General features: G+C 61.2%; 14 protein-coding genes and 2 pseudogenes. 5 read left to right on the forward strand and 11 right to left on the reverse strand.

The features are described 5' to 3' along the window. Positions 1-58 precede the first annotated feature (58 nt). On the forward strand, positions 59-4,759 hold the full coding sequence (locus PSH84_RS20490) for a dermonecrotic toxin domain-containing protein (RefSeq protein ID WP_305481699.1): 4,701 nt from the start codon (positions 59-61) through the stop codon (positions 4,757-4,759). 190 nt (positions 4,760-4,949) lie between these two features. Here PSH84_RS20490 and PSH84_RS20495 read toward each other — a convergent pair whose 3' ends face one another. Both PSH84_RS20495 and PSH84_RS20500 read right to left on the reverse strand, forming a co-directional pair. Next, positions 4,950-7,325, reverse strand: a complete 2,376-nt coding sequence (locus PSH84_RS20495) for an efflux RND transporter permease subunit (protein ID WP_122565600.1) — start codon at positions 7,323-7,325, stop codon at positions 4,950-4,952. Positions 7,326-7,368: 43 nt separating this feature from the next. Next, positions 7,369-8,421, reverse strand: a pseudogene (locus PSH84_RS20500) (WD40/YVTN/BNR-like repeat-containing protein). Positions 8,422-9,013: 592 nt separating this feature from the next. On the opposite strand from PSH84_RS20500, the gene PSH84_RS20505 reads away from it, so the two are divergent. Next, positions 9,014-9,259: a hypothetical protein gene (locus PSH84_RS20505; protein ID WP_305481700.1), complete on the forward strand. Its 246-nt coding sequence runs from the start codon at positions 9,014-9,016 to the stop codon at positions 9,257-9,259. An 11-nt stretch (positions 9,260-9,270) separates the two neighbouring features. After that, positions 9,271-9,477: a hypothetical protein gene (locus PSH84_RS20510; protein ID WP_305467234.1), complete on the forward strand. Its 207-nt coding sequence runs from the start codon at positions 9,271-9,273 to the stop codon at positions 9,475-9,477. A 96-nt stretch (positions 9,478-9,573) separates the two neighbouring features. Here PSH84_RS20510 and pepN read toward each other — a convergent pair. The 8 genes and pseudogenes from pepN to PSH84_RS20550 all read right to left on the reverse strand — a co-directional run bounded on the left by pepN (position 9,574) and on the right by PSH84_RS20550 (position 18,065). Then, a pseudogene (gene pepN / locus PSH84_RS20515) lies at positions 9,574-12,232 on the reverse strand (aminopeptidase N). A gap of 13 nt (positions 12,233-12,245) precedes the next feature. After that, on the reverse strand, positions 12,246-13,076 hold the full coding sequence (locus PSH84_RS20520; RefSeq protein ID WP_122565604.1) for a DUF2797 domain-containing protein: 831 nt from the start codon (positions 13,074-13,076) through the stop codon (positions 12,246-12,248). Beyond that, positions 13,073-13,333, reverse strand: a complete 261-nt coding sequence (locus tag PSH84_RS20525; RefSeq protein WP_122565605.1) for a YeaC family protein — start codon at positions 13,331-13,333, stop codon at positions 13,073-13,075. The genes PSH84_RS20520 and PSH84_RS20525 overlap by 4 nt, the downstream gene beginning before the upstream one ends. 73 nt (positions 13,334-13,406) lie before the next feature. Then, entirely contained in the window at positions 13,407-14,330 is a 924-nt protein-coding gene (locus tag PSH84_RS20530; protein WP_305481701.1) for a tetratricopeptide repeat protein, read from the reverse strand. Beyond that, a complete protein-coding gene (locus PSH84_RS20535) occupies positions 14,330-14,815 on the reverse strand; it encodes a hypothetical protein (protein ID WP_122565607.1) in 486 nt (161 codons plus the stop codon). The genes PSH84_RS20530 and PSH84_RS20535 overlap by 1 nt, the downstream gene beginning before the upstream one ends. Then, on the reverse strand, positions 14,815-16,164 hold the full coding sequence (locus PSH84_RS20540; protein ID WP_305481702.1) for an AAA family ATPase: 1,350 nt from the start codon (positions 16,162-16,164) through the stop codon (positions 14,815-14,817). Before PSH84_RS20540 ends, PSH84_RS20535 begins: the two co-directional genes overlap by 1 nt. A gap of 39 nt (positions 16,165-16,203) precedes the next feature. Then, a complete protein-coding gene (locus PSH84_RS20545) occupies positions 16,204-17,178 on the reverse strand; it encodes a metallophosphoesterase (RefSeq protein WP_305483186.1) in 975 nt (324 codons plus the stop codon). Further along, positions 17,175-18,065 (reverse strand): NAD(+) kinase, encoded by an 891-nt coding sequence (locus PSH84_RS20550; RefSeq protein ID WP_003180647.1) that lies wholly within the window; start codon positions 18,063-18,065, stop codon positions 17,175-17,177. The genes PSH84_RS20545 and PSH84_RS20550 overlap by 4 nt, the downstream gene beginning before the upstream one ends. Positions 18,066-18,170: 105 nt before the next feature. Here PSH84_RS20550 and PSH84_RS20555 point away from each other — a divergent pair, with 105 nt between their 5' ends. Continuing rightward, a complete protein-coding gene (locus PSH84_RS20555) occupies positions 18,171-19,136 on the forward strand; it encodes a DUF1853 family protein (protein WP_305481703.1) in 966 nt (321 codons plus the stop codon). 131 nt (positions 19,137-19,267) lie between these two features. Here the strand turns inward: PSH84_RS20555 and PSH84_RS20560 are convergent, their stop codons facing one another. After that, complete coding sequence (locus PSH84_RS20560; RefSeq protein WP_122565611.1) at positions 19,268-20,551, reverse strand: arsenic transporter; 1,284 nt, start codon at positions 20,549-20,551, stop codon at positions 19,268-19,270. On the opposite strand from PSH84_RS20560, the gene PSH84_RS20565 reads away from it, so the two are divergent. After that, positions 20,550-20,858, forward strand: coding sequence for a hypothetical protein (locus PSH84_RS20565; protein ID WP_305467240.1), 309 nt, complete (start codon positions 20,550-20,552; stop codon positions 20,856-20,858). The two genes, PSH84_RS20560 and PSH84_RS20565, sit on opposite strands and share 2 nt — an antisense overlap. The last annotated feature ends 22 nt before the right edge of the window (positions 20,859-20,880 follow it).

Consider the following 20,880-nt stretch of genomic DNA (forward strand, 5'->3'; position numbering starts at 1 on the left):
GTCGATACTTTTCTGGTCGTCATTCCGACGGCCATGGCACTTATGAAAAGGACTTCTCATGACCGCCCTCCCCACGGCTGACACCGCCGCCGCATTGGCACAACGGGTCAGCCTGCAATTCGCCAGCCGCCCGACCTTCGAACAGGTCGCCCAGCGCATGCTTGAGCAAGCCCTCAAGGACAAATACCCCTGGCTGACCCTCGACCTCGCCAAGACCCAATTGGCAACACCGGACGTGGTCGGGCGCGGTTGGCACTTTCAATCGTTCATGGCATGGGTCCTCAACTATTTGGCGCTTGGTACCCCCCTGGATCTGAGCCCACAGGGCAATCTGGATTACTACCTTTCCGACAGCGTTCCCCACCGTCTTTGGTCAGGCAATCAAACGCTGGACATGAAGGTCATCGAAAAGGTATTGCGTGAGCTGTCCTGGAGCGTACCCATCGGGCTGGAAGAGGCGCTGTCCCGCTACTGGAGCGACGACCTCGATGCCAGCCCACCCACCGAGGCGAACAGCCCTATCAGCCGCTGGCAATGGCTCAGCGACACCTTCAAGAACATGCTGCATATCCGTGGGCTGCAACAACCGGGGCTCACCGACCCGGCACGTGAAGCCCTGGACCAAGTGATCCGCTGGCCGGACCGTGACAGACGCTTGCGTGACAACCGCCAGGCGCCGGTATACGCCTACAGCCTGGAGACCCTGGTCACCCAAGGCACGACCAGCACCGTGCTGATCGGCAGCGACATCCTCCTGACCCGCGCTACCACAGACGCCACCGTCTTCCTGTTGTGCAGCCCCGGCAGCGCGGTGCACGCCTTCACCTCCCTGGAGGCGTTCAACCAACATTGGCGCGAACGGATCGCCAGTCGGTACGTGGTCGACACCGTCACCTGCCAGCGCTACGAGATCAGCGGCAATACCTTCGAAATCCAGGCAGCCATGCTGCTGGAACAGCAACTGGCCGACCTCAAGACCGTACAACTGCCCGCTCGGATCGGCCTGCAAAACCTGAAAAAGCTCTACAACGACTTGAGCGACCCGGCCCGCGCTCTGCTCGATGCCCCTCGCCTCACGCCTAAAACGTCGGCTCAACTCGAACCACTGTTGCCCAAATGGCTGCAACAGGCCTCCGTCGTCGACCAAACAACGTTCCAACACCACAGCCTGGTACTGGCCAGCGCCAAAAAACGGCACCACGGCCAAACCTTTCTCAGCGACATCAAGGACATCAAGGCCTTCACGGCCGACGCCCTGTTCAAGCGCATGCAGCAAACCAACGACAGCAGCCCGGACAAGGTGCCGTCCAACCACTACCAACCCGACGATGTGGTGCTGATCTTCACCGTGTCCGCGGGGTATCCCGGCACCGCCGGTATCAGCGAAAAAAGGAAGATGAGCCTGACCGACCTGGCCATCCGCAACCTCGTCGCCCGGCCAAGCGGCAGCCTGACGATCAGCCATCGCCTGGGCCTGGCGCTGCCTGCATGGTTGACGCCGGAGTTCATCACCCGCCGGGACGGGTTGATCGAACAGATCGACATTGGCACCACCTACCCGCACTACCTGCAAGACAAGTTGCTTGGCGATTCGCCCCAGGCGCAGCGGCGTCGACAGATGTTCGCCGAACAGATCCCGGCGCAACTGGCGCTGGAGACGTTGAAGCAGGTGCTCGCCAAGGAAAACGGCATGACCCGCAAAGGACTGCGGCTGATGGAAGCCGTCCTGCAAACCGACCCCCACGACCAACAGGTCGATGGCCGCCCGGTGGTCATGCGCCACCTGGCTTTGCTGCGCAAGCCCCAAGCCCAAGCCGATGTCGTGATGAACATGTTCATTGTCGAGCCGCAAGACATCACCACCGGCCCGCACGTGCTGTACCGACCGCTGCATGCGCCGACGCTGCGGGAATTCCCCACGCGCCAGGCGCTGATGCAGGCCATCGCCAGTGCCGGGGAGCTGCAGGACAGCGTCCTGACCTGGCTGTCCGATGCCGCACGCCCGGTGTATGCCAACGGTGGTTTCCTGGAGCCACACATCGTGCGGTTTTTCCCGGGTGACGAGTTCGAGCAGCCTGAAAAGCCCGCCCCGGCGACCCTCGCCAACGACGACAGCCACGACGATCTGCTGCAATCGCTGCAAAAAGGCCAACTCATGCAGTACCTCTACGGCTGCAACGCTCAGGCCCTGGTTACCCAGGCCGACCGGGCCTCGGTCTCCAACAGCGAGAGCCGCTGGGCGGTGCTGCTCGAGGGTGGCAGCCTGTTGTTCAACACGCTGCTGTTCCCCTTGCTGCGTGGCCCGGCCATGACCACCGTCTGGCTGTGGAACCTGATGGCCAGCGCCCGAAACGACATCCCGGCCCTGGGCAGCGAAGACCCGGTGACACGGGAACTCGCCACTGTCGATCTGCTGGTCAACCTGGCCCTGCTGGTGAGCCAGTTTCCCGCCGTCCACGTGCCTGTTCGCGCGGCGCTACCCGAATCGATCAAGGCCCAGGCGATGCGTCCCCCGGTACCACGCGCGATCCCCGGACTATGGCCCGCCCCGGCCTTGCCCAGCCTTGTCGAAGGCCCCGTTGCCTTGCCTGGCGCCCACGCCGAAGCCGCCAGCAGGGTCCTGGACTTCAGTTTCGCCAGCCCGCGTCAGCGCCTGACGCCGGAACAACGCACCCGCCTGCTGCGCTTGCAGGCAACGCGCCCGGCAGCACTGCCCGACCCGGTGACCTACGGGCCTTACAAGGGCCTTTACGTGATCAACAACACCTGGCACGCCGAGGTCGACGGCGTCCTGTATCGAGTCACTCCGGAAGAGGACGGCAGCGCGACCATTGTCGACCCGCTCGACCCGAGCAAAAACGGTCCGGCGCTCAAATCGGACACCCAAGGCCACTGGTCCCTGGACCTGCGCTTGCGCCTGCTGGGCGGTGCGCCCCCCAAACGCGTGGCGGCATTGAGTCGTCTGAATACCCAGCGCAGCTTCGAATTGACCGCGGAACTGAACCGACGCATTGCCCAGGACGCCGACCTGCAAAAAGCCGTGGACGTCGCCCAGCAAGTCATGACACGCCTTGACGAAGGCCCCTACACCGAGGCCCAGCGCGCGCCGAAACGCAAAGTCTTTTATGACCTGCTCCAGGAGCAGACCGACCTGTATATGAGCCTGGTCAACAGCGCCCCCGAACGGGCCGGCCTGGGTATCGCGCTGGCGCCTAAATTCATGCTTGGGCTGTTGGAAAACGTGGTGAACAATGCCCGTAAAGCCTTCCTGGTGACGCAAAGGGATTACATCGCCACCAATGACGCCCATCCCCGTTTCCTAGGAGAAGATAACGTGGAAGCGGCGCTCACCGATCACCTCGAGAGCTACTTGCAGTTCCTCGATACGTTGAGTGACATCCACGAGCGTGCGGTCCATTGGCTGAAACTCAAGGACGACTACTTGGATCGGCTGTTGAACCTCGATGACGCTGGCGCGGCAGCGTTCGAACGGCTGACCAAAGACCGCCCGCTGGATGAAAGAAATGTCACCGGCAGCAGAGTCCTGCTGCTGGGCACTCTGCCGCTCCTGTCGGTCAAACACCCCGTCTCCGACTTTACCGACAGCCTGCTGCGCATCGTCAAACCACTGGGGGAACACATGCGTTCCCAGGCTGAGCTACGCCTTTACGAGCTGTCGCCCTCGGAGCAGTTGGCGGTACTGGAAAGCCTGACCGAGCACTATGGCAAGGCCTTGGACGGCTTGCAGGGGCTGAAGGTCCTCTACGCCGACGACCTCAACGAAGGCTATTTCGACCGGCTGATCAAACTGGTCGACAGCCTTTACCAGGACGCGTCCGGGAGACTGGCTGCGGAACTCAAACCCGAGCCCAAACCACGCAAGCGTGCACCCAAGCACCCCAAGCTATCCGCCGGGCGTCCGCAGAAAAAGGTGATCAAGACCCGCCACAGTGGTGTCTTGATTGGCGACCTGAAACCCGCCGGCACGACCTTGCCGATTGAAGTCGTCGAAGTGCGCTCCGAAGCCAATGACGAGGTGATCGCCACCTATTCGCGCCATGACGACGTCTGGGACGTGGTCGAGGTACGCCGACCGACGCCGGCCCCCAAGACGCGATCGCTCAAGGCGATCAAGGCCGATGCGCGAAAGATCCTCGATGAGTTGGAAGGCCGCCTACGCCACGCTGAAAGCTACAAGAAGCACTGCCGCCATCCTCAGGAAATCGAGGAAATCATGAACAATGAGGCGGACCGCTTCCGCGCCCTCGCCGCCGAACTCGACCGGGCCTTCAGCGCATCGCCAACCACGCGCACGCCGGCCGATCAGGCGCTGGCCAAGCAGTTGTCGGACGCGATGACCAGGCTGACGCTCAAGGGCAGCGCCCTGCGCACCGAGTTGAGCCTGCAATTGCCGCCCACTGATAGCAACCTTCGGTTCCTGTTCGAGAAGAACCTGATCCAGGTCGCGCTGCTCGGCGAACGCGTGGCCTTGAAAGGCGAGCGCAAGGATTTCCTCCAGGAATACGCCATCAACGACCATGACGGGTTTCCCCTCTGGTATGCGCACTTCCACTATGCAACGGTCGACACACCAAAAGCCGACTACAGCGTCGCGCACCTGAAAACCAAGGAGCAACGCCGGGAGCACTACCACTCGCTGATCGCCAAGGCGCAGAGCCCCTACGCGGTGGTGAATGTGCATCGAGGACAGATCGGCAAGTCCTTGGCCCAGGACAAGTTCTTGCCGTTGGCGCCTTGATTCTTCACCTCAAGCGAGGGGCTCCCTCGCCACAGGGTCGTGTTTGGCCGGAAAACCCGTGGGAGCGAGCTTGCTCGCGATGGCGGACAGACATTCAACACCTTCATTGACTGTCACACCGCTATCGCGAGCAAGCTCGCTCCCACATTGGTTTAGCCACTAGGGCTGTGCTGGACGGGTTCGCTCTCGATCAATGCGCAAACAACGAATTGCCCTTCTGCCCCGCCAGTTTTTCAGGTTTGATCAGGAACCGCGCCAGCGCCGGCAGCAGCCACAACGCACCGAACATGTTCCACAGCAACATGAACGTCAGCATCAAGCCCATGTCGGCCTGGAACTTGATGGCCGAGAAGATCCAGGTGCACACGCCGATGGCCAGGCACAAACCGGTGAACAGCACCGCCTTGCCGGTGGATTTCAGCGTCTGGTAGTAAGCCTCCTGCAACGGCAACCCGGCCCGCAGGAAACTTTCCAAACGGCTGTAGATGTAGATGCCATAGTCCACGCCGATCCCCACGCCCAGGGCCACCACCGGCAGGGTCGCGACCTTCACGCCAATGCCCATGAACGCCATCAGGGCGTTGCCCAGCACCGACGTCAGCACCAGCGGCAGCACGATGCACAGCGTTGCTGCCCAGGAACGGAAGGTGATCATGCACATGGTCGCCACGCAGATGTACACCAGGATCAGGATGGTCAGTTCCGACTCCTTGATCACTTCATTGGTGGCCGCCTCGATGCCGGCGTTACCGGCGGCGAGGATGAATTCCAGGCCATCACGGTTGTTTTCCTTGGCGAAGTCCTGCACCGCCTTTACTGCGCGGTCCAGGGTCTCGGCCTTGTGATCGTTGAGGAACACCAGCACCGGTGCCAGGGAGCAGCTATTGTTGTACAGGCCATCGGCCCGGGCGATGGAGTTGTTCAGCACGTCAGGGTTGCGCGACAAGGTCTCCCACTTCAGGTTGCCCTCGTTCATGCCCTTGATCATTTGCTTGGACACGGTCACCAGGGAAATCGCCGACTGCACGCCCTCGGTGTTCTGCATCTTCCACATCAGTTCGTCGATGGGGGCCATGGCTTCATAGCGCGAGCAGCCTTCGGCCTTGGTCTTGACCATCACCACCAGCACATCTGAGCTGGTGGAGTAATTGCTGATGATGAAGTTGTTGTCCTGGTTGTAGCGCGAGTCCGGACGCAGTTCCGGCGCGCCCTGGTCCAAGTCGCCGATCTTCAGGTTCTGGCTGTACCAGAGACCACCACCAAAGGCGATCACCGCCAGGGCAATGGACACCGGCGCGACCTTGGCACTGGCGAAGTTCGACAGCAGGCGCCAGAACGGATGTTCGCGGGTCGCGTCTTTCTTGCTGCGCTCGATCGCACGCTTGCTGATGCCGGCGTAGGAGATCGCTACCGGCAGCAGGATCAGGTTGGTGAACACGATCACCGCCACGCCGATGGAGGCGCCGATGGCCAGTTCGCGGATCACGCCGATGTCGATGATCAGCAAGGTGATGAAGCCCACGGCGTCCGCCAGAATCGCGATCATCCCCGGCAGGAACAATTGGCGGAAGGTGCGGCGTGCCGCCGTCAGGGCGTTGTCCGCCTCGCTGGACTGCAAGGCGATACCGTTGATTTTCTGCACGCCGTGGGAAATGCCGATGGCGAAGATCAGGAACGGCACCAGCATCGAGTACGGATCCAGGCCAAAACCGGCCGCGTGCATCAGCCCCAGTTGCCAGACCACCGCCACCAGGGTGGTGGTCAGCACCGCCACGGTGCTGCGCATGCAGTTGGTGAACCAGTACAACAGAATCAGGGTGATGACGAAGGCCACGCCGAAGAACAGCACCACCATGACCAGGCCGTCGATCAGGTCACCGACTTTCTTGGCGAAGCCGACGATGTGAATCTGCACATTCGGGTTCTGGGCTTCGAACTTGTTGCGGATCTTGTCTTCAAGCTCGTGGGAAAACTTCCGATAGTCGAGGGCGAGCAATTTGCCCTGGTCCTGCGGGTCGGGATAGGACTCCAGCAGCGGAATGTCGATGATGCTCGACTTGAAGTCGTTGGCCACCAGGCGCCCGACCTGGCCGGACTTGAGCACGTTGTTGCGCAGCAGGTCGAGGCTGTCGGCCGAGCCATTATAGCTCTGGGGGATCACCTCGCCGCCGGCGAAGCCCTCCTCCGTCACTTCGGTCCAGCGCACGCTCGGGCTCCACAATGACTTGAGCCCGGAACGGTCGACACCAGAGATGTAGAAGACCTCGTCGTGGATCTGGCGCAGGGTCTCCATGTATTCCTTGGAGAAGATGTCGCCATTGGTGGCTTCCACGGAAATGCGCACCGTGTTGCCCAGGTTCGCCAAGTCGTTGCGGTGCTCGAGCATCTTCTGGATGAAGGGGTGCTCGAGGGGGATCATTTTTTCGAAACTGGTGGAGGGGCGGATCAGCGTGGCCTGCCAGAACAGGAAAACGCTGACCAGCAGGCAAATGACGATCACTGCCGGGCGGTTGTTGAAAATCAGGCGCTCGAGGAACGTCGCCTTGTCTTGGTGATGACTGCTCATGGGGTCCGCCTTCTTGTTTTTATGCCCGTCTTGCAGGCCTGACTCATTTGCTCAGTTCGGCGCCGGTGGACGTGGTGGCGCGCACGCCGCCTTGCCCCGCCAGGATCAGGTTGCCGTTGCCTGCCGCCGTGACGGCCGCCACGGAGATTCGGTCCGGGCGGTTGAACACGCTGAAACTTTCGCCATCGTCGGTACTGCGCACCACGCTGCCGCCGTTGCCGACAATCACGATGGAACCGTCCGCCAACAGCGTGGCGCCTGACAGGCCGAATTCCAGGGTGCCCCGGGCGGCCTTGAGCACGACCTGCTCCCAGGTGCCGCCAAAATCGGTGGAACGATACAGGTTGCCGCGCAAGCCGTAGGCCAGCAGCGTCGAAGGCTGGGCAGTACCGATGACCCCGAACAGCGAGCCTTCATACGGGCCTTCGACCTTCTCCCAGGTCTGGCCCCAGTCGGCAGAGCGGAACATGCTGCCGGCCTCGCCGACAATGAACAGCCCGGCGTCTTTCACGGCGGCTATCGCATTGAGGTGGAACTGGTCTTCGTTATCAAGGCGATCGCTGGCGTCTTCCCAGTGCTTGCCGCCGTCGGTGGTCTCGTACAGCGCACCGTACGCCCCCACGGCAAAACCACTGCTGGCGTCCTTGAACCAGACATCCAACAACGGTGCTTCACGGGTGAGGTCTTCGAATTGCTTGGTCCAGGTGCTGCCACCGTCGTCGCTGGCGAGGACCTGCGCGTCATGCCCCACGGCCCAGCCGTGCTTGTCGTCGACGAAAAAGACCGCCGTGAGCAGTTGTCGGGTCGGACCTTGGCCTGGGTCCAGGACGTGCCTTGATCGTCGGAATAGACAATGTGCCCACGATCACCGACCGCCACCAGGCGCTGGCCGGCATGGACCACATCGAGCATCAGGTTTTGCTGGCCTTGGCCGATTCAACGGAATAGATGACATCGGACGTCGACGCCGCGACCGCCATCACCGGTGCCGACAAAGCGCAGAGCCCAGCAGCGAGAGCGCCGAAGCCGCCAGCAACGCGATTCTGCGCAGCATCGGCGGCCGGCAGCGGCCCACAGCCGTGACAGGCTCATTCATAGACCTTTCCCCCATTATTATTGTTATGGCTTGGTACGTTGCCAGTCCTGGAGCATAGTCCTGAAACCTGCAATCTAGAGCCACTTCGGAAGCTGACCTATCCTATCGGGCTTTCGAAAGGTCTGACAATCGACGCCGCGTTATCTTTTGTTAACCACGGGGGTTGGCGCTGGGGGTGAATGGCGGGGTATTCGGTAGGGTGATGACGAGGACACCTGCCTCCAGCACAAGACAGCCATTACAACGACCGCCTATATGGCTAATTCAAAATCAATATAAAACCCTGTTATTTCTGACAGTAGCCCTCTTTCCTTTCCTAATCGACACTCGCCACACCGCGCAGTGACCTCCGACAGATAAACCATTCGCAATATTAAATCAACAATCGCACGAGGAGCGAATATCATGACAACCACTAAAAATATTAATAACGAAAAAAGCTTCGACGTAGAACCCTACAACACCTACATCATGGATACCCCTACCGTAAGAAAGCTGCTGGAAGGCACAGGGCACTCATGGGACATGAATCTGCCATCATTCATTTTCACCAATAAAATACAGGGGTGCCACCTTTATAAATTACAAAGTAATGGGGAGTATCGGACATAGCAATAAATATTCCGCCAGCGTTACCTTCCATGATGACCTTAGATTCTTAAGTACCGAATTTATTAAAGAAACAGATGATCCAGCACCAGAAAAAGAAGAAGCCTTGGTCAATGCCCTCAGCCTGAACATTCTACTTGCCAGGAACTATACAACGAGTGAAAGTTTCTACGCACTGGCCATTCTTGGCTCTGGAAAAGAACTTAACTTTTCTAAAATAAGCATTTAACCGAATCACTCATGAGCCACGCCGATAAAGTCGATAAACCTCAGCGTATTCGCAACCTGGCTTTTATCTCTCAACAATTGATCTTTTTTGTACAAACCCTGAGTACACACTCCCTTTCACCATTGAACCGGACCGGGCGTTCGGGGGATTTTTCTGTAGGCGGTGGCGGGTCTGACGCCATCGCGAGCAAGCTCGCTCCCACAGGGGATCCAGGCTGATCACAAAATATGCGTTCACTGAAGATCTACTGTGGGAGCGAGCTTGCTCGCGATGAAGGCACCGCGGTCCGCCAGGCAGACCGCGCGCCTTCAAGGTCACGCCAGGCTCTTGCTCACCACCTCGAACACATCGGCGGACAGCCCGCCGGACGCCAGGATGCGTTCCAGTTCGGCTTTCATCAGCGCCTGGCGGGCGCTGTCGTATTTGCGCCAGCGGGTCAGCGGGGCCAGTTGCCGGGAAGCGATCTGCGGGTTGAAGCCATTGAGCTGGATGACCAAGTCCGCCAGGAAGCGATAACCCGAACCGTCGGCCGCGTGGAAGTTGATCAGGTTCTGCCCGGCAAATGCCCCCACCAGCGCCCGCACTTTGTTCGGGTTCTTGATATTGAACGCCGGGTGCTCCATCAGCGCCTTGACCCGCGCCAGGCCGCCCGGCAACGGGCTGCCGGCCTGGACACTGAACCATTGGTCCATGACCAGCGGGTTGCCCTTGAAGTTTTCCGCGAACACTTCCAGGGCCTTGGCCTTTTCGGTCTCGAACGGCGAGTTGACCAGCACTGCCAGTGCGGTCAGGCGCTCGGTCATGTTGTCGGCGGTGTCGAACTGCTCCAGGGTCGCACTCACCACTTGAGGCTTGCCGGTGAGCATCAGGTACGACAGCGCGATGTTCTGCAACGCGCGACGGGCGAAATGCTCGGCCTCAGCCACGTATGGCGTTTTCTTCGACAGATCGCGGTTGGCGGCATAGCGCAGCCACAGGGCTTCGAACAGGTTCTCGGCCAACTGCTGGCGGGCGAACTCACGGGCGGTGTGGATCGCCTCGACGTCGGCCACTTCGCTGATTTTCCGTCAGGTAGGCTTCGCTAGGCAGCGAGAGCATTTCCGCGACCATGGCCTGGTCCAGGGATTCGTCCGACAGCACGCTGCGCAGCGCACTGACCAGGCGCGGATCCAGCGTCAGGCTGGCGCCCTGCTGATGCTGGGCGATCAGTTCCTGCAACACCTGCACCGACAATTGCTGGCCGGCATCCCAGCGGTTGAAGCCGTCGCTGTCGTGTTGCATCAGGAACATCAACTGGTCGCGGTTGTACGGGAAGCTCAGTTTCACCGGTGCCGAGAAACCACGCAGCAACGAAGGCAGGGGTTGTTCGGCGATGTCGACGAAGGTGAAGGTCTGCTCGGCCTCGGTCACCGAGATCACCCGGGACGTGCCGTTTGCCGCCGTTTCACCGGCCAGGCGCAACGGGATCTCGGCGCCCTGGCTGTCCAGCAGGCCCAGTTCCACGGGAATCACGAACGGCAGCTTTTCCATCTTGTCCGGGGTCGGCGGGCAGCTTTGGCGGAAGGTCAGGCTGTAGGTCTTGGCGGCGGCGTCGTAAGACTCGCTCACCGCCAGCCGTGGCGTACCGGCCTGGCTGTACCAACGCTTGAACTGGGCCAGATCGACGCCGTTGGCATCTTCCATGGCCTTGATGAAATCGTCGCAGGTCACGGCCTGGCCGTCGTGGCGCTCGAAGTACAGGTCACTGCCCTTGCGGAAACCCTCAGGCCCCAGCAGGGTGTGGATCATACCGACCACTTCCGAACCCTTTTCGTACACGGTCAGGGTGTAGAAGTTGGAGATCTCGATAAAACTGTCCGGACGCACCGGGTGGGCCATGGGGCCGGCGTCTTCGGCGAACTGGTGGGTGCGCAGGTACGCCACGTCCTGGATGCGCTTGACGGTGGCGGAGTTCATGTCGGCCGAGAACCCGGCGTCGCGGAACACCGTGAAACCTTCCTTGAGCGACAGTTGGAACCAGTCGCGGCAGGTCACGCGGTTGCCCGACCAGTTGTGGAAGTATTCGTGAGCGACGATCGCCTCGACCCGCTGGTGCGCGGCATCGGTGGCGGTTTCGGCGCGGGCCAGCACGGCGCTGGAGTTGAAGATATTGAGGCCCTTGTTCTCCATGGCGCCCATGTTGAAGTCGTTGACCGCGACAATCATGAAGATGTCCAGGTCGTACTCGCGCCCGTACACCTCCTCGTCCCAGCGCATCGACTTCTTCAGGCTGGTCATGGCGTGCTGGCATTTGTCGATGTTTTCCGGCTCGACATAGATGCGCAGCGCCACATTACGCCCGGTCATGGTGGTGAAGGTGTCTTCGACGCACCACAGGTCACCGGCCACCAGGGCAAACAGGTAGGCCGGCTTCTTGAACGGGTCTTCCCAGGTCGCCCAGTGCCGGCCGTCTTCGCCGGGACCGCTGGCGATCGGGTTGCCGTTGGACAGCAGCACCGGATAGCTGTGCTGCTCGGCCACCACGGTGGTGGTGAACTTGCTCATCACATCCGGGCGGTCGAGGTAATAGGTAATCTTGCGGAACCCTTCAGCCTCGCACTGGGTGCAGAACATGCTGCCGGATTTGTACAGGCCTTCCAGGGCGGTGTTGGTTTCCGGGTGGATCCTGACGGTGGTGTCGACCGTGAAGGCCTGGGCCTTGGGGTGCACGGTCAGGTGGCTGTCGTCCAACTGGTATTCGCCCTGCCCCAGGTCGGCGTCGTCGAGCTTGAGCGAGACCAGCTCCAGGTGCTGGCCATCGAGCACCAATGGCGGCAGCCCGGCGCCGCGCTCGGGGTTGCGGCGCATCACCAGTTGCGCATGGACCAGGCTGTGGTCCTCGAACAACTCGAAGGTCAGGTGTGTTTCGTCGATCAGGTACTCGGGGGCCTGATAGTCCTTGAGGTAAATCATCTTCGGTTGTTCGGTGCGCATGGGTCGAATCCTTCTACTGATGCACGGCGAGCTGGTAGGCCGTGTATTTACGAATGTTGATCACGCCAGTGTCGAAAATCAGGTATTGGCCCTTGATCCCCAGTAGCGTGCCTTCGGCAATCGGGTTCTTATCCAGGTTGAAGCTGACGATCTTGGTCGGATACTGCTCCACCGGGTAACGGATCTCGATGGGCTCGACGTCCGCTATGGTCTGGATCGCTTGCAGGCCGAATCGTTCCTGCAAGCCCTGCAATCCCTGGGCGCAGCTTTCGAACAGCGCGTCGCGAATTGCCGGCAGGTCCACCGCCGCGGCGTCGCCCTTGAGCAAGGCACGCCAATTGGTCTTGTCCGCCACCTGGCTGCGGAACAGGTCTTCGACAAACCCTGACTGCTGACGGGTGGCGACCCGCAGGATGGGCAGCGCCTGGCTGGCACCCTGGTCCAGCCAGCGGGTCGGCAATTGCGTGGCGCGGGTGATGCCGACTTTCACGCCCGAGGAGTTGGCCAGGTAGACCACATGATCGGTCATGCAGAATTGCTCACCCCAGGCCGGGTCACGGCAAGTGCCTGCGTCGAAATGGCAACGCTCGGGGCTCATGATGCACAGGTCGCACTGGGCCAGCTTGGTCATGCACGGGTAGCAATAACCCTGGCTGAAACTGGTCTTGGTCCGGCGTCCGCAATGGGTGCAGTGGATCGCACCGAGAAACTCCAGGCGAATCGTACTGCCAATCAATGGGTTGACCGGCACCTCGACCTCGTCCAGGCGGAAGGCGTATTGAACGGTCGGCCCGTCAAGGCGCGCCGACATCTTGCTGATTGCACCGCGGCCAATCTCGATCAATGGATGGCGTCCGACTTGAACAGGATATTCGGCACTTCGGTGGACTTCGACTGGCATTCCTGCGGGCCCATGTAGCCGGTGCGCTCGTCTTCGGGCAGGTTCTGGATTTCCCAGGCGATCATCGCCTGCAGGGACAGCTCGCGCTGCTCGGCGGTGAGCTTGTTACCATCGGCCCATTTACCGATTTCCACCGCCAGTTTCAGGCTCTGGTAGATGTCGGGGGTGATGTTCTTGATCATTTCTGCAAAAGACGACATGTTAAGCAATCTCCAATAATGTCGTGGGTTTCCAAGGCAAGGCACGACTGACCGCCGTGTGGCCACCCACTATTTAGAACTCTCTGGACAGCTTGACCTGGGCCAGCTCTTTTTCCAGGGAGCGCCTGAATATCTGTGGCGCGGCAAAGGTGTACACGGCAAACCCCAGCCATAGCCAATCAATCACCTGGGCCACCTGCGGATAGCCCTGGGCCGTCAGGGTGATAACCACTACCCGATAGACCACGAACATGAGCAACAGCACCACGATGGCGCGACTGGCGCTGCGCTCGCTCATCCAACTGTTGAATCGCCACCATGCTCCTAAAAACAGACTGCTGCGGGCCTTGACGGCAGTCAGCAAGTGCAGCGCGGCGCGGTCATTGGCGTTTTCCTGCAAGGCCCAGATGGCGTGCTCACGCGCGCCCTCGACGTCACCTTCGCGCAACAACAGATGTCCAAGCACCACCACGGCCCCGGTATGCCCCGGTTCGGACTGCAAGGCCTGGCGGGCAAACTGATGCGCCTGCCCCCAGTCGCCGCTGGCACGATAAAACTGGGCCATGGCCACCAGGTTGGACGCATCGTCGGGGCCCAGCTCCAGGGCTTTTTCCAACGGCTCGCGGCTTTGCTCCTGGCGGCCGGTCAATTGGTACAGATCGGCCAGCGTGCGGTAATTGACCGGATTGAGCGGTTCCATGTCCAGCAATTGGGTCAAGTGTTCCTGGGCCAGTTTGAACTTGCGCAGGGCAATGGCAACCTGGGCGGCAGCGTAATGGGCAATCGGCAATTGTGCATCGGCCACCAGCGCCAACTGCACCTCGCGCCTGGCGGCATGCACACGGCGCATATTGATCAGGCAGACCGCCAGCAACGCATGGGCTTCGGCCGAACCCGGATCGCTCGCCAGCAATTGGCGCAGCGCGTCGATGGCACCGTCGTAATGGTCGGCTTGCAAGCGTTGATACGCCAGTTGCAGCAGATAATCGGTATTCATCAGCTCACCACCAGATACCAGAGAGTGGCAGGCACCCACTTGATGACCATGCCCTTGAGCACAAACGCGCCAACCAGCACGACAGGCAAGCCAAAGCGGTTCAGCACGCCACCGTAGTACTGGTAGATCTCGATGGTCGCGTTTTGCTGCATGAACAGCAGGTAGCCGATGGCAAGTTTCCACACCACCAGGGTCAACAAGGCGTATTGGATCTGTGCCTGGCTCTGGATGTAACCGGCGCCCACCAGTTGCAATAGCACCGCGCCGATGACCAGGCTGCCCACCAGGCAAAGGCCGGCCAGCAGCCACTCACGTACGCGGGTCGGGCTGCCCACCGCGATGGCGTTGAAGACAAACCACGGCAAGCCAAGCCAGGCGCCCCCCAGCATCAGCCCCAGCAACGGCCAAAAAGGCGAGACGGCCCACTTGGCCAGGGCGCCGGGACGCGGTTCGTCTTCAATGCGATAACCACCGTACTGCGCCATCAACGACCCTTCCCATGTTTGTCGAGGAAGGCCAGCACCTCGTCGTACTGGTTGCCTTCATTGGCATAACGCGCGTAATTGCGCGCCGTGGTCAGCCATTCCAGGGTGGTTGCCCGCACTTCCTTGAGGGCGTGCTTGAAATGCCGATCGCAGATCGGTTGTTCGCTCGCGTCGCTGATGGACTCTTCGATCGCTTCGTCAGCGGCGGTTTCCACCAGCTCACCCAGGTCCGCGCCGGAAAAGCCCGACGTGTTTTTCGCCAGGAAGGCAAAGTCGATATCCTCGGCCATCGGACGGCCTGCCATCATCAACTTGAGCATGGCTTCCCGGGCCGGCCGGTCGGGCGGCGGCACGAACAACACCCGGTCGAAACGCCCCGGGCGCCTGAAAGCCGAGTCCACCGACCAAGGCACGTTGGTTGCCGCGAGGATCAGTACGCCGTGGTTGTCCTTGGTAAAACCGTCCATCTCGGACAAAAACTGGCTGACCAGCTTCGAAGACGTCGAATCCCGGGTATTGGAACGTTTGCCACCCAAGGCCTCGACTTCATCGAAAAACATCACTGCCGGAGCCTGGGCACGAGCCTGCTCGAACAGCGCGTGCAACTTGCGTTCGGATTCGCCGATGTACATGTCCAGGACATCGGAAATAGCCACGTTGAAGAATGTCGCCTTGCACTCCCCGGCCGTGGCCCGGGCCAGCATGGTCTTGCCACATCCCGGAGGCCCATAGAGCAACACGCCGCCACCGACCCGCTTGCGAAAGCGCTGGAACAGGCCGGGCTTCTGGTAAGGCAGGATGATTTTCTTGTGAATGGTTTTCTTCAGCTCGTCCAGGCCGCCAATGTCATCGAAGGACAGGACTTCCTTTTCCGGCACCAACAGGCGACGGACCTCGGTCTGGTCGGTGTTGTCATTGGAGATCACGCGCAAGCGCGGACGCCCTTGTGCTGCGGAAAAGTCAGTCACGGATACGTTCAATCGACGCCATAGCGCCATGTCTTCAAGGGCCGGGTTGGCATCCACCGCGGCGCGGTACTCCACCTGGGCCTCCTTCATCCGCTCCAGGGCCGCGAAGGCGCGCGCCCTGAGCATCCGCGCGGCAGGCTCGTCGCCTTCAATCAGGCCAAGCGCCCGTTGCGCCTGGCCCGCGGCGATACATAACCCGGCAGCGGCCATTTTCAAGGCCTGGGCATCGCTCCATTGCTCAAGATCGGCAGGCAGCAACTCAAGCCCGCGCTCGTACTCGCCGCGCTCGACACTGGCGTTGAGCAACAGTGTCAGCAGCGCGACGTTACCGGGCGCAACAAGGAGCGCGGCCTCCAGTTGGTCGAACGTCGAATCATCCATGGCACTTCCTCAAACAATGCGTTCGCGTGACAGACAGTCTCATTGCACCACCTCCGGCCGCTCGACATCGACCCAGACGAACTTGTGCGGATCCAGGCGCGTTTCCTGGTCGAGGCGATAGGCGACCAGCTTGCCGTAGAGCACCGCGCTGTAATCCAGGCAGGCCAGGTTCGGGCGGATCGGCGCGGGTTTGCCGCTGCGCCAATAGTGGCCGACGAACAACAGCGGCTCATCGACGCCATAGCGCAGCAGGTTGTTTTTTTCATCCGGCGACAGCGGCGTTCGGGCCACCGGCTCCGGCAAGGCGTCTGGCTGGAACACGATGTCGCCGTAGGTCTGCGGGTTGTCTTCCCAGAACTTGGTGCGGAAAAACGAACGGGTCAGGCCATCGCCACCGGTCAGCGTCAGGCCATGGGGCAGGCGCATGTCCGTGCCACGCAGCAAACGATCGAACACCGTGCAGGCAAAACTGCCCGGTTGCGCCGAGGCCTGGAGGAAATGCTCGTCGACGCAACCGTCCGGGAACAGGCCGCGCAGCGGTTCGATCAGGCCCGCATCCCAACAGGCATGCACCACCCGGAAATGGCCGGCGTCGACAAACAACGGCAGCTCATAGAACCATTTGAGAAAGTCATGCCAGTCACCGGGATGTTGCTCGAATTGGGTCAGGGTCTCGTTGAGCAGTCGGGCATGGCGCGGCGTGTGTTCGCGCACGTAGCGCTGGCCGCTGCCCGGCAATGCCGGTGTACTCCAGCCCAGGGCGTTGAACTCGTGGTTGCCCATGATGCACAGCGCCTGGCCGGCCACGACCATGTCGTGGACGATGTGCAGCGCCTCGCGAATCCGCGGGCCACGGTCGATGATGTCCCCCAGGAACACGGCCATGCGCGACGGATGCCGCCAGACCCCGCCCTGCTTTTGGTAACCGAGTCGGTCCAGCAGGTGTTCCAGGGTCAGGGCGCATCCGTGCACGTCACCGATCAAATCGTAACTGCGCGCAGGATCGAGCATCAGTCGCCTCCACCCCCCAACCGACTGCCCCAGCCGAGCTTGGTCCGGCAGACTTCATAATAATTGTGATCCAGCGGATGGATCAGGCGCAGCTTCTGCGCTTTTTTGCTGACGGTGATGGTGTCACCTGGCGCGCAGGTGAAATGGTTCTGGCCGTCACAGGACACTTGCGGGTAGATCTGCATATCCTTGGACACGACGATTTTCAGCTCACTGTTGCCATCGACCACAATCGGTCGCCCAGACAAGGTATGGGGGTACATGGGCACAATCACAATAGCGTCGAGCTTGGGATGCATGATCGGCCCGCCGGCCGACAGCGCATAGGCGGTGGAACCGGTGGGGGTGGCGACGATCAGGCCGTCGGCTTTCTGGCTGCAGACAAACTGACCGTCGATGTACAACTCGAATTCGATCATGCGCGTGGACTTGCCGGGGTGCAGCACCACGTCATTGAGGGCATCGCCCTGGCCGATGGCTTCGGCGTGACGACGGACCTCGGCTTGCAGCAGGAAACGGTTCTCCACCAGGTAGTGGCCGTCCAGCACCTCTGCGACCTTGATCTCCAGCTCGTCAGGGCGGATGTCGGTGAGGAACCCCAGGCTGCCGCGGTTGATCCCCAGCACCGGGATATTGTGCCGCGCCAGAGCCCGAGCGGCCCCCAGCAGGCTGCCGTCGCCGCCGACCACGATGACCATGTCACAGACTTCGCCGAGCATCTTGCGCGACGACGTCTGCAGGCCATGGCCCGGCAGCACTTCGGCGATGGTATCTTCGAGGATCACATGCAGGTGCCGCTCCAGGAGGAAACGTTTGAGACGGCGAACGGTGTCCAGCACCTGCGAACTGCCCAGGCGACCGATGATGCCGATATTGCGAAATTGCTCCATGAGGCTCCTGCGAAGGTCTGCGGCGGGCGAAAAACACGATTATGGGCGAAAGCGCGCCGTAGACAAAATCCTTTAAGCCTTCAGCGCAAAGGCTATGCTCGCAAGATGATCCTGTTCCCTGAATTGCTGGACCTGCCCCGACGCCTGCACCATCCCGAAGTGCGCGACCTCGCGTGGGCGATCATCGCCCCGCCGATGCTCATCGACACGCCCTGGCCCCAGCGCCACCCCCTGGCCGGCAGTGATTGGGTACAGGAGCCTGGGCAACTGGAACACTGGCTGCGGCAACTGGACCGCGACAGCTACCCATTGCTGCACTGCCTGTCCCAAGGACGAACGCGACGCCTGGGCCTGTATTACGAAAGGCTGTGGCAGTTTGCCGCGCAGCACGCCCCGGGCATCGAATTGATCGCCGCGAACCTGCCGATCCGACGCGAAGGCCATACCCTGGGCGAACTGGACCTGTTGCTGCGCGATCGCGACGGCATCCACCACCTGGAACTGGCCATCAAGTTGTACCTCGGGCCCCAGCACGGAAACGGGTTGGACGCCGCGCAATGGCTGGGCCCGGGTTGCCATGACCGGCTCGACCGCAAGCTGGCGCATCTGCGCGAGCACCAACTGCCGATCTCGGCCCGCCCTGAAAGCCGCGAGGCCCTGGCGGCACTGGGGATCGAGCCCTCGGGCCTCGAACTGTTTCGCTCCGAACTCTGGCTGGGCGGGTACTTGCTGTACCCCTGGCCGGGCCAGGCCGCCCCCCCGGCCGGTGCCCACCCCAGGCATTTGCGCGGTCGCTGGTTGCATCAACGGGACTGGCCGGGGTTCATCACCCAACGTCCGCCGGGCCGCTGGCAACCCCTGCCCCGCGCCGCCTGGCTGGCCCCGGCGCATTATCCAGCCGAGCAGACCTGGAGCACCGCGCAACTAGACGCCTGGCGAATGGCCCTGGACCCCATGGCGCCGGCACAGTTGATGGTGCGCCTGAGCGAAAATGCCGAGGGCGAATGGGAAGAAGCCGAGCGGGTGTTCCTGGTGGCGGATCTTTGGCCGAATGTGCCGGGTAATGGCTGAGCCTTGTGCTGGCTGCCAGGGCCTCATCGCGAGCAAGCTCGCTCCCACAGTGGATTTGTGTTGCTTGCAGCATTGATGATCTGCACATAACCCTGTGGGAGCGAGCTTGCTCGCGATGAAGCCAACTCGGTCTAGAAGGACAACCGCAAAGCCAGCGCCGCCAACGTCACCAGCAACACCGGCACCGTCAGCACGATCCCGACCTTGAAGTAGTACCCCCAGCCGATCTGGATGTTCTTGCGCGCCAGCACATGCAACCACAGCAAGGTCGCCAGGCTGCCAATCGGGGTGATTTTCGGGCCCAGGTCGCTGCCGATGACGTTGGCGTAGATCATCGCCTCCTTCACCACTCCGGTAGCCTGGCTGGCGTCGATGGACAAGGCGCCGATCAGCACCGTTGGCAAATTGTTCATGACCGACGAGAGCAGCGCCGTCAGCACACCGGTGCCCATGGCCGCACCCCACACGCCATATTCGGCGAAACCGTCGAGCCACTGGGCCAGGTAACCGGTCAGCCCGGCGTTGCGCAAGCCATAGACCACCAAGTACATACCGAGGGAGAAAATCACGATCTGCCAGGGCGCTTCCTTCATCGCCTTGCGGGTGGAAATCTTGTGACCATAGGCCGCAACAGCCAACAGCAACGCAGCACACACCGCCGAAATCGCACTGATGGGAATCCCCAGCGGCTCCAGGGCAAAGCAGCCCAGCAGCAGGATCACCAGCACCACCCAACCGGCATAAAACGTTGCCTTGTCGTGGATCGCCGTCGCCGGGTCATCCAGTTGATCGGGGTCATAGTCCCGCGGGATGTCGCGACGAAAGAACCACAGCAAGATCGCCAGGCTGGCCGCCACGCTGACCAGGTTCACCGGCACCATGACCGCCGCATAGCGGTTGAAACCAATGCCGAAGAAGTCCGCCGAGACGATGTTCACCAAGTTCGACACCACCAGCGGCAAGCTCGCGGTGTCGGCAATGAAGCCGGCCCCCATCACGAACGCAAGGGTCGCCGCCGGGGAAAACCGCAACGCCAGCAGCATCGAAATCACGATGGGGGTCAGGATCAACGCCGCCCCGTCATTGGCAAACAACGCCGACACCAGCGCCCCCAGCAGCACCATGAACGCAAACAGCTTGCGTCCGCTGCCCTTGCCCCAACGGGCCACATGCAGGGCCGCCCAGGCGAAGAACCCCGCCTCGTCCAACAGCAGGCTGATGATGATCAGCGCGACAAATGTACCGGTGGCGTTCCAGATGATCTGCCAGACCAGCGCAATGTCACCGACCTGCACCACCCCGCTCAACAAAGCCAGCAGCGCGCCCAGCGTCGCACTCCAGCCAACGCCCAACCCCTTGGGCTGCCAGATCACCAACGTAATGGTCAGCAGGAAAATCAACGACGCGATCAACATGCGCAACAGCCTTGAAAAGATTGAAAAGAGGAAATCAGCAGCAACGTGTGAGCGGAAAATCAGCCATGGCGTTCAACCTGAAGGCATCGACGCGATCGCGGATTCGCACATGACGAAGGACGGCTGGTGGAGCGAAGGGGCGAATATAGGGAAGTTTCGAATATCCAGTAAAGCGCGGATTGAATGGCCGATGCAGATGCATGTGTGGCGAGGGGATTTATCCCCGCTGGGCTGCGAAGCAGCCCCAAACCCAACACCTGGAGTGTCAGACAATTTGAATGGGGGCGCTTCGCCCCAGCGGGGATAAATCCCCTCGCCACAAATGCTTA

The sequence above is a fragment of the Pseudomonas beijingensis genome, assembly GCF_030687295.1.
Classification (GTDB): Bacteria; Pseudomonadota; Gammaproteobacteria; order Pseudomonadales; family Pseudomonadaceae; genus Aquipseudomonas; species Aquipseudomonas beijingensis.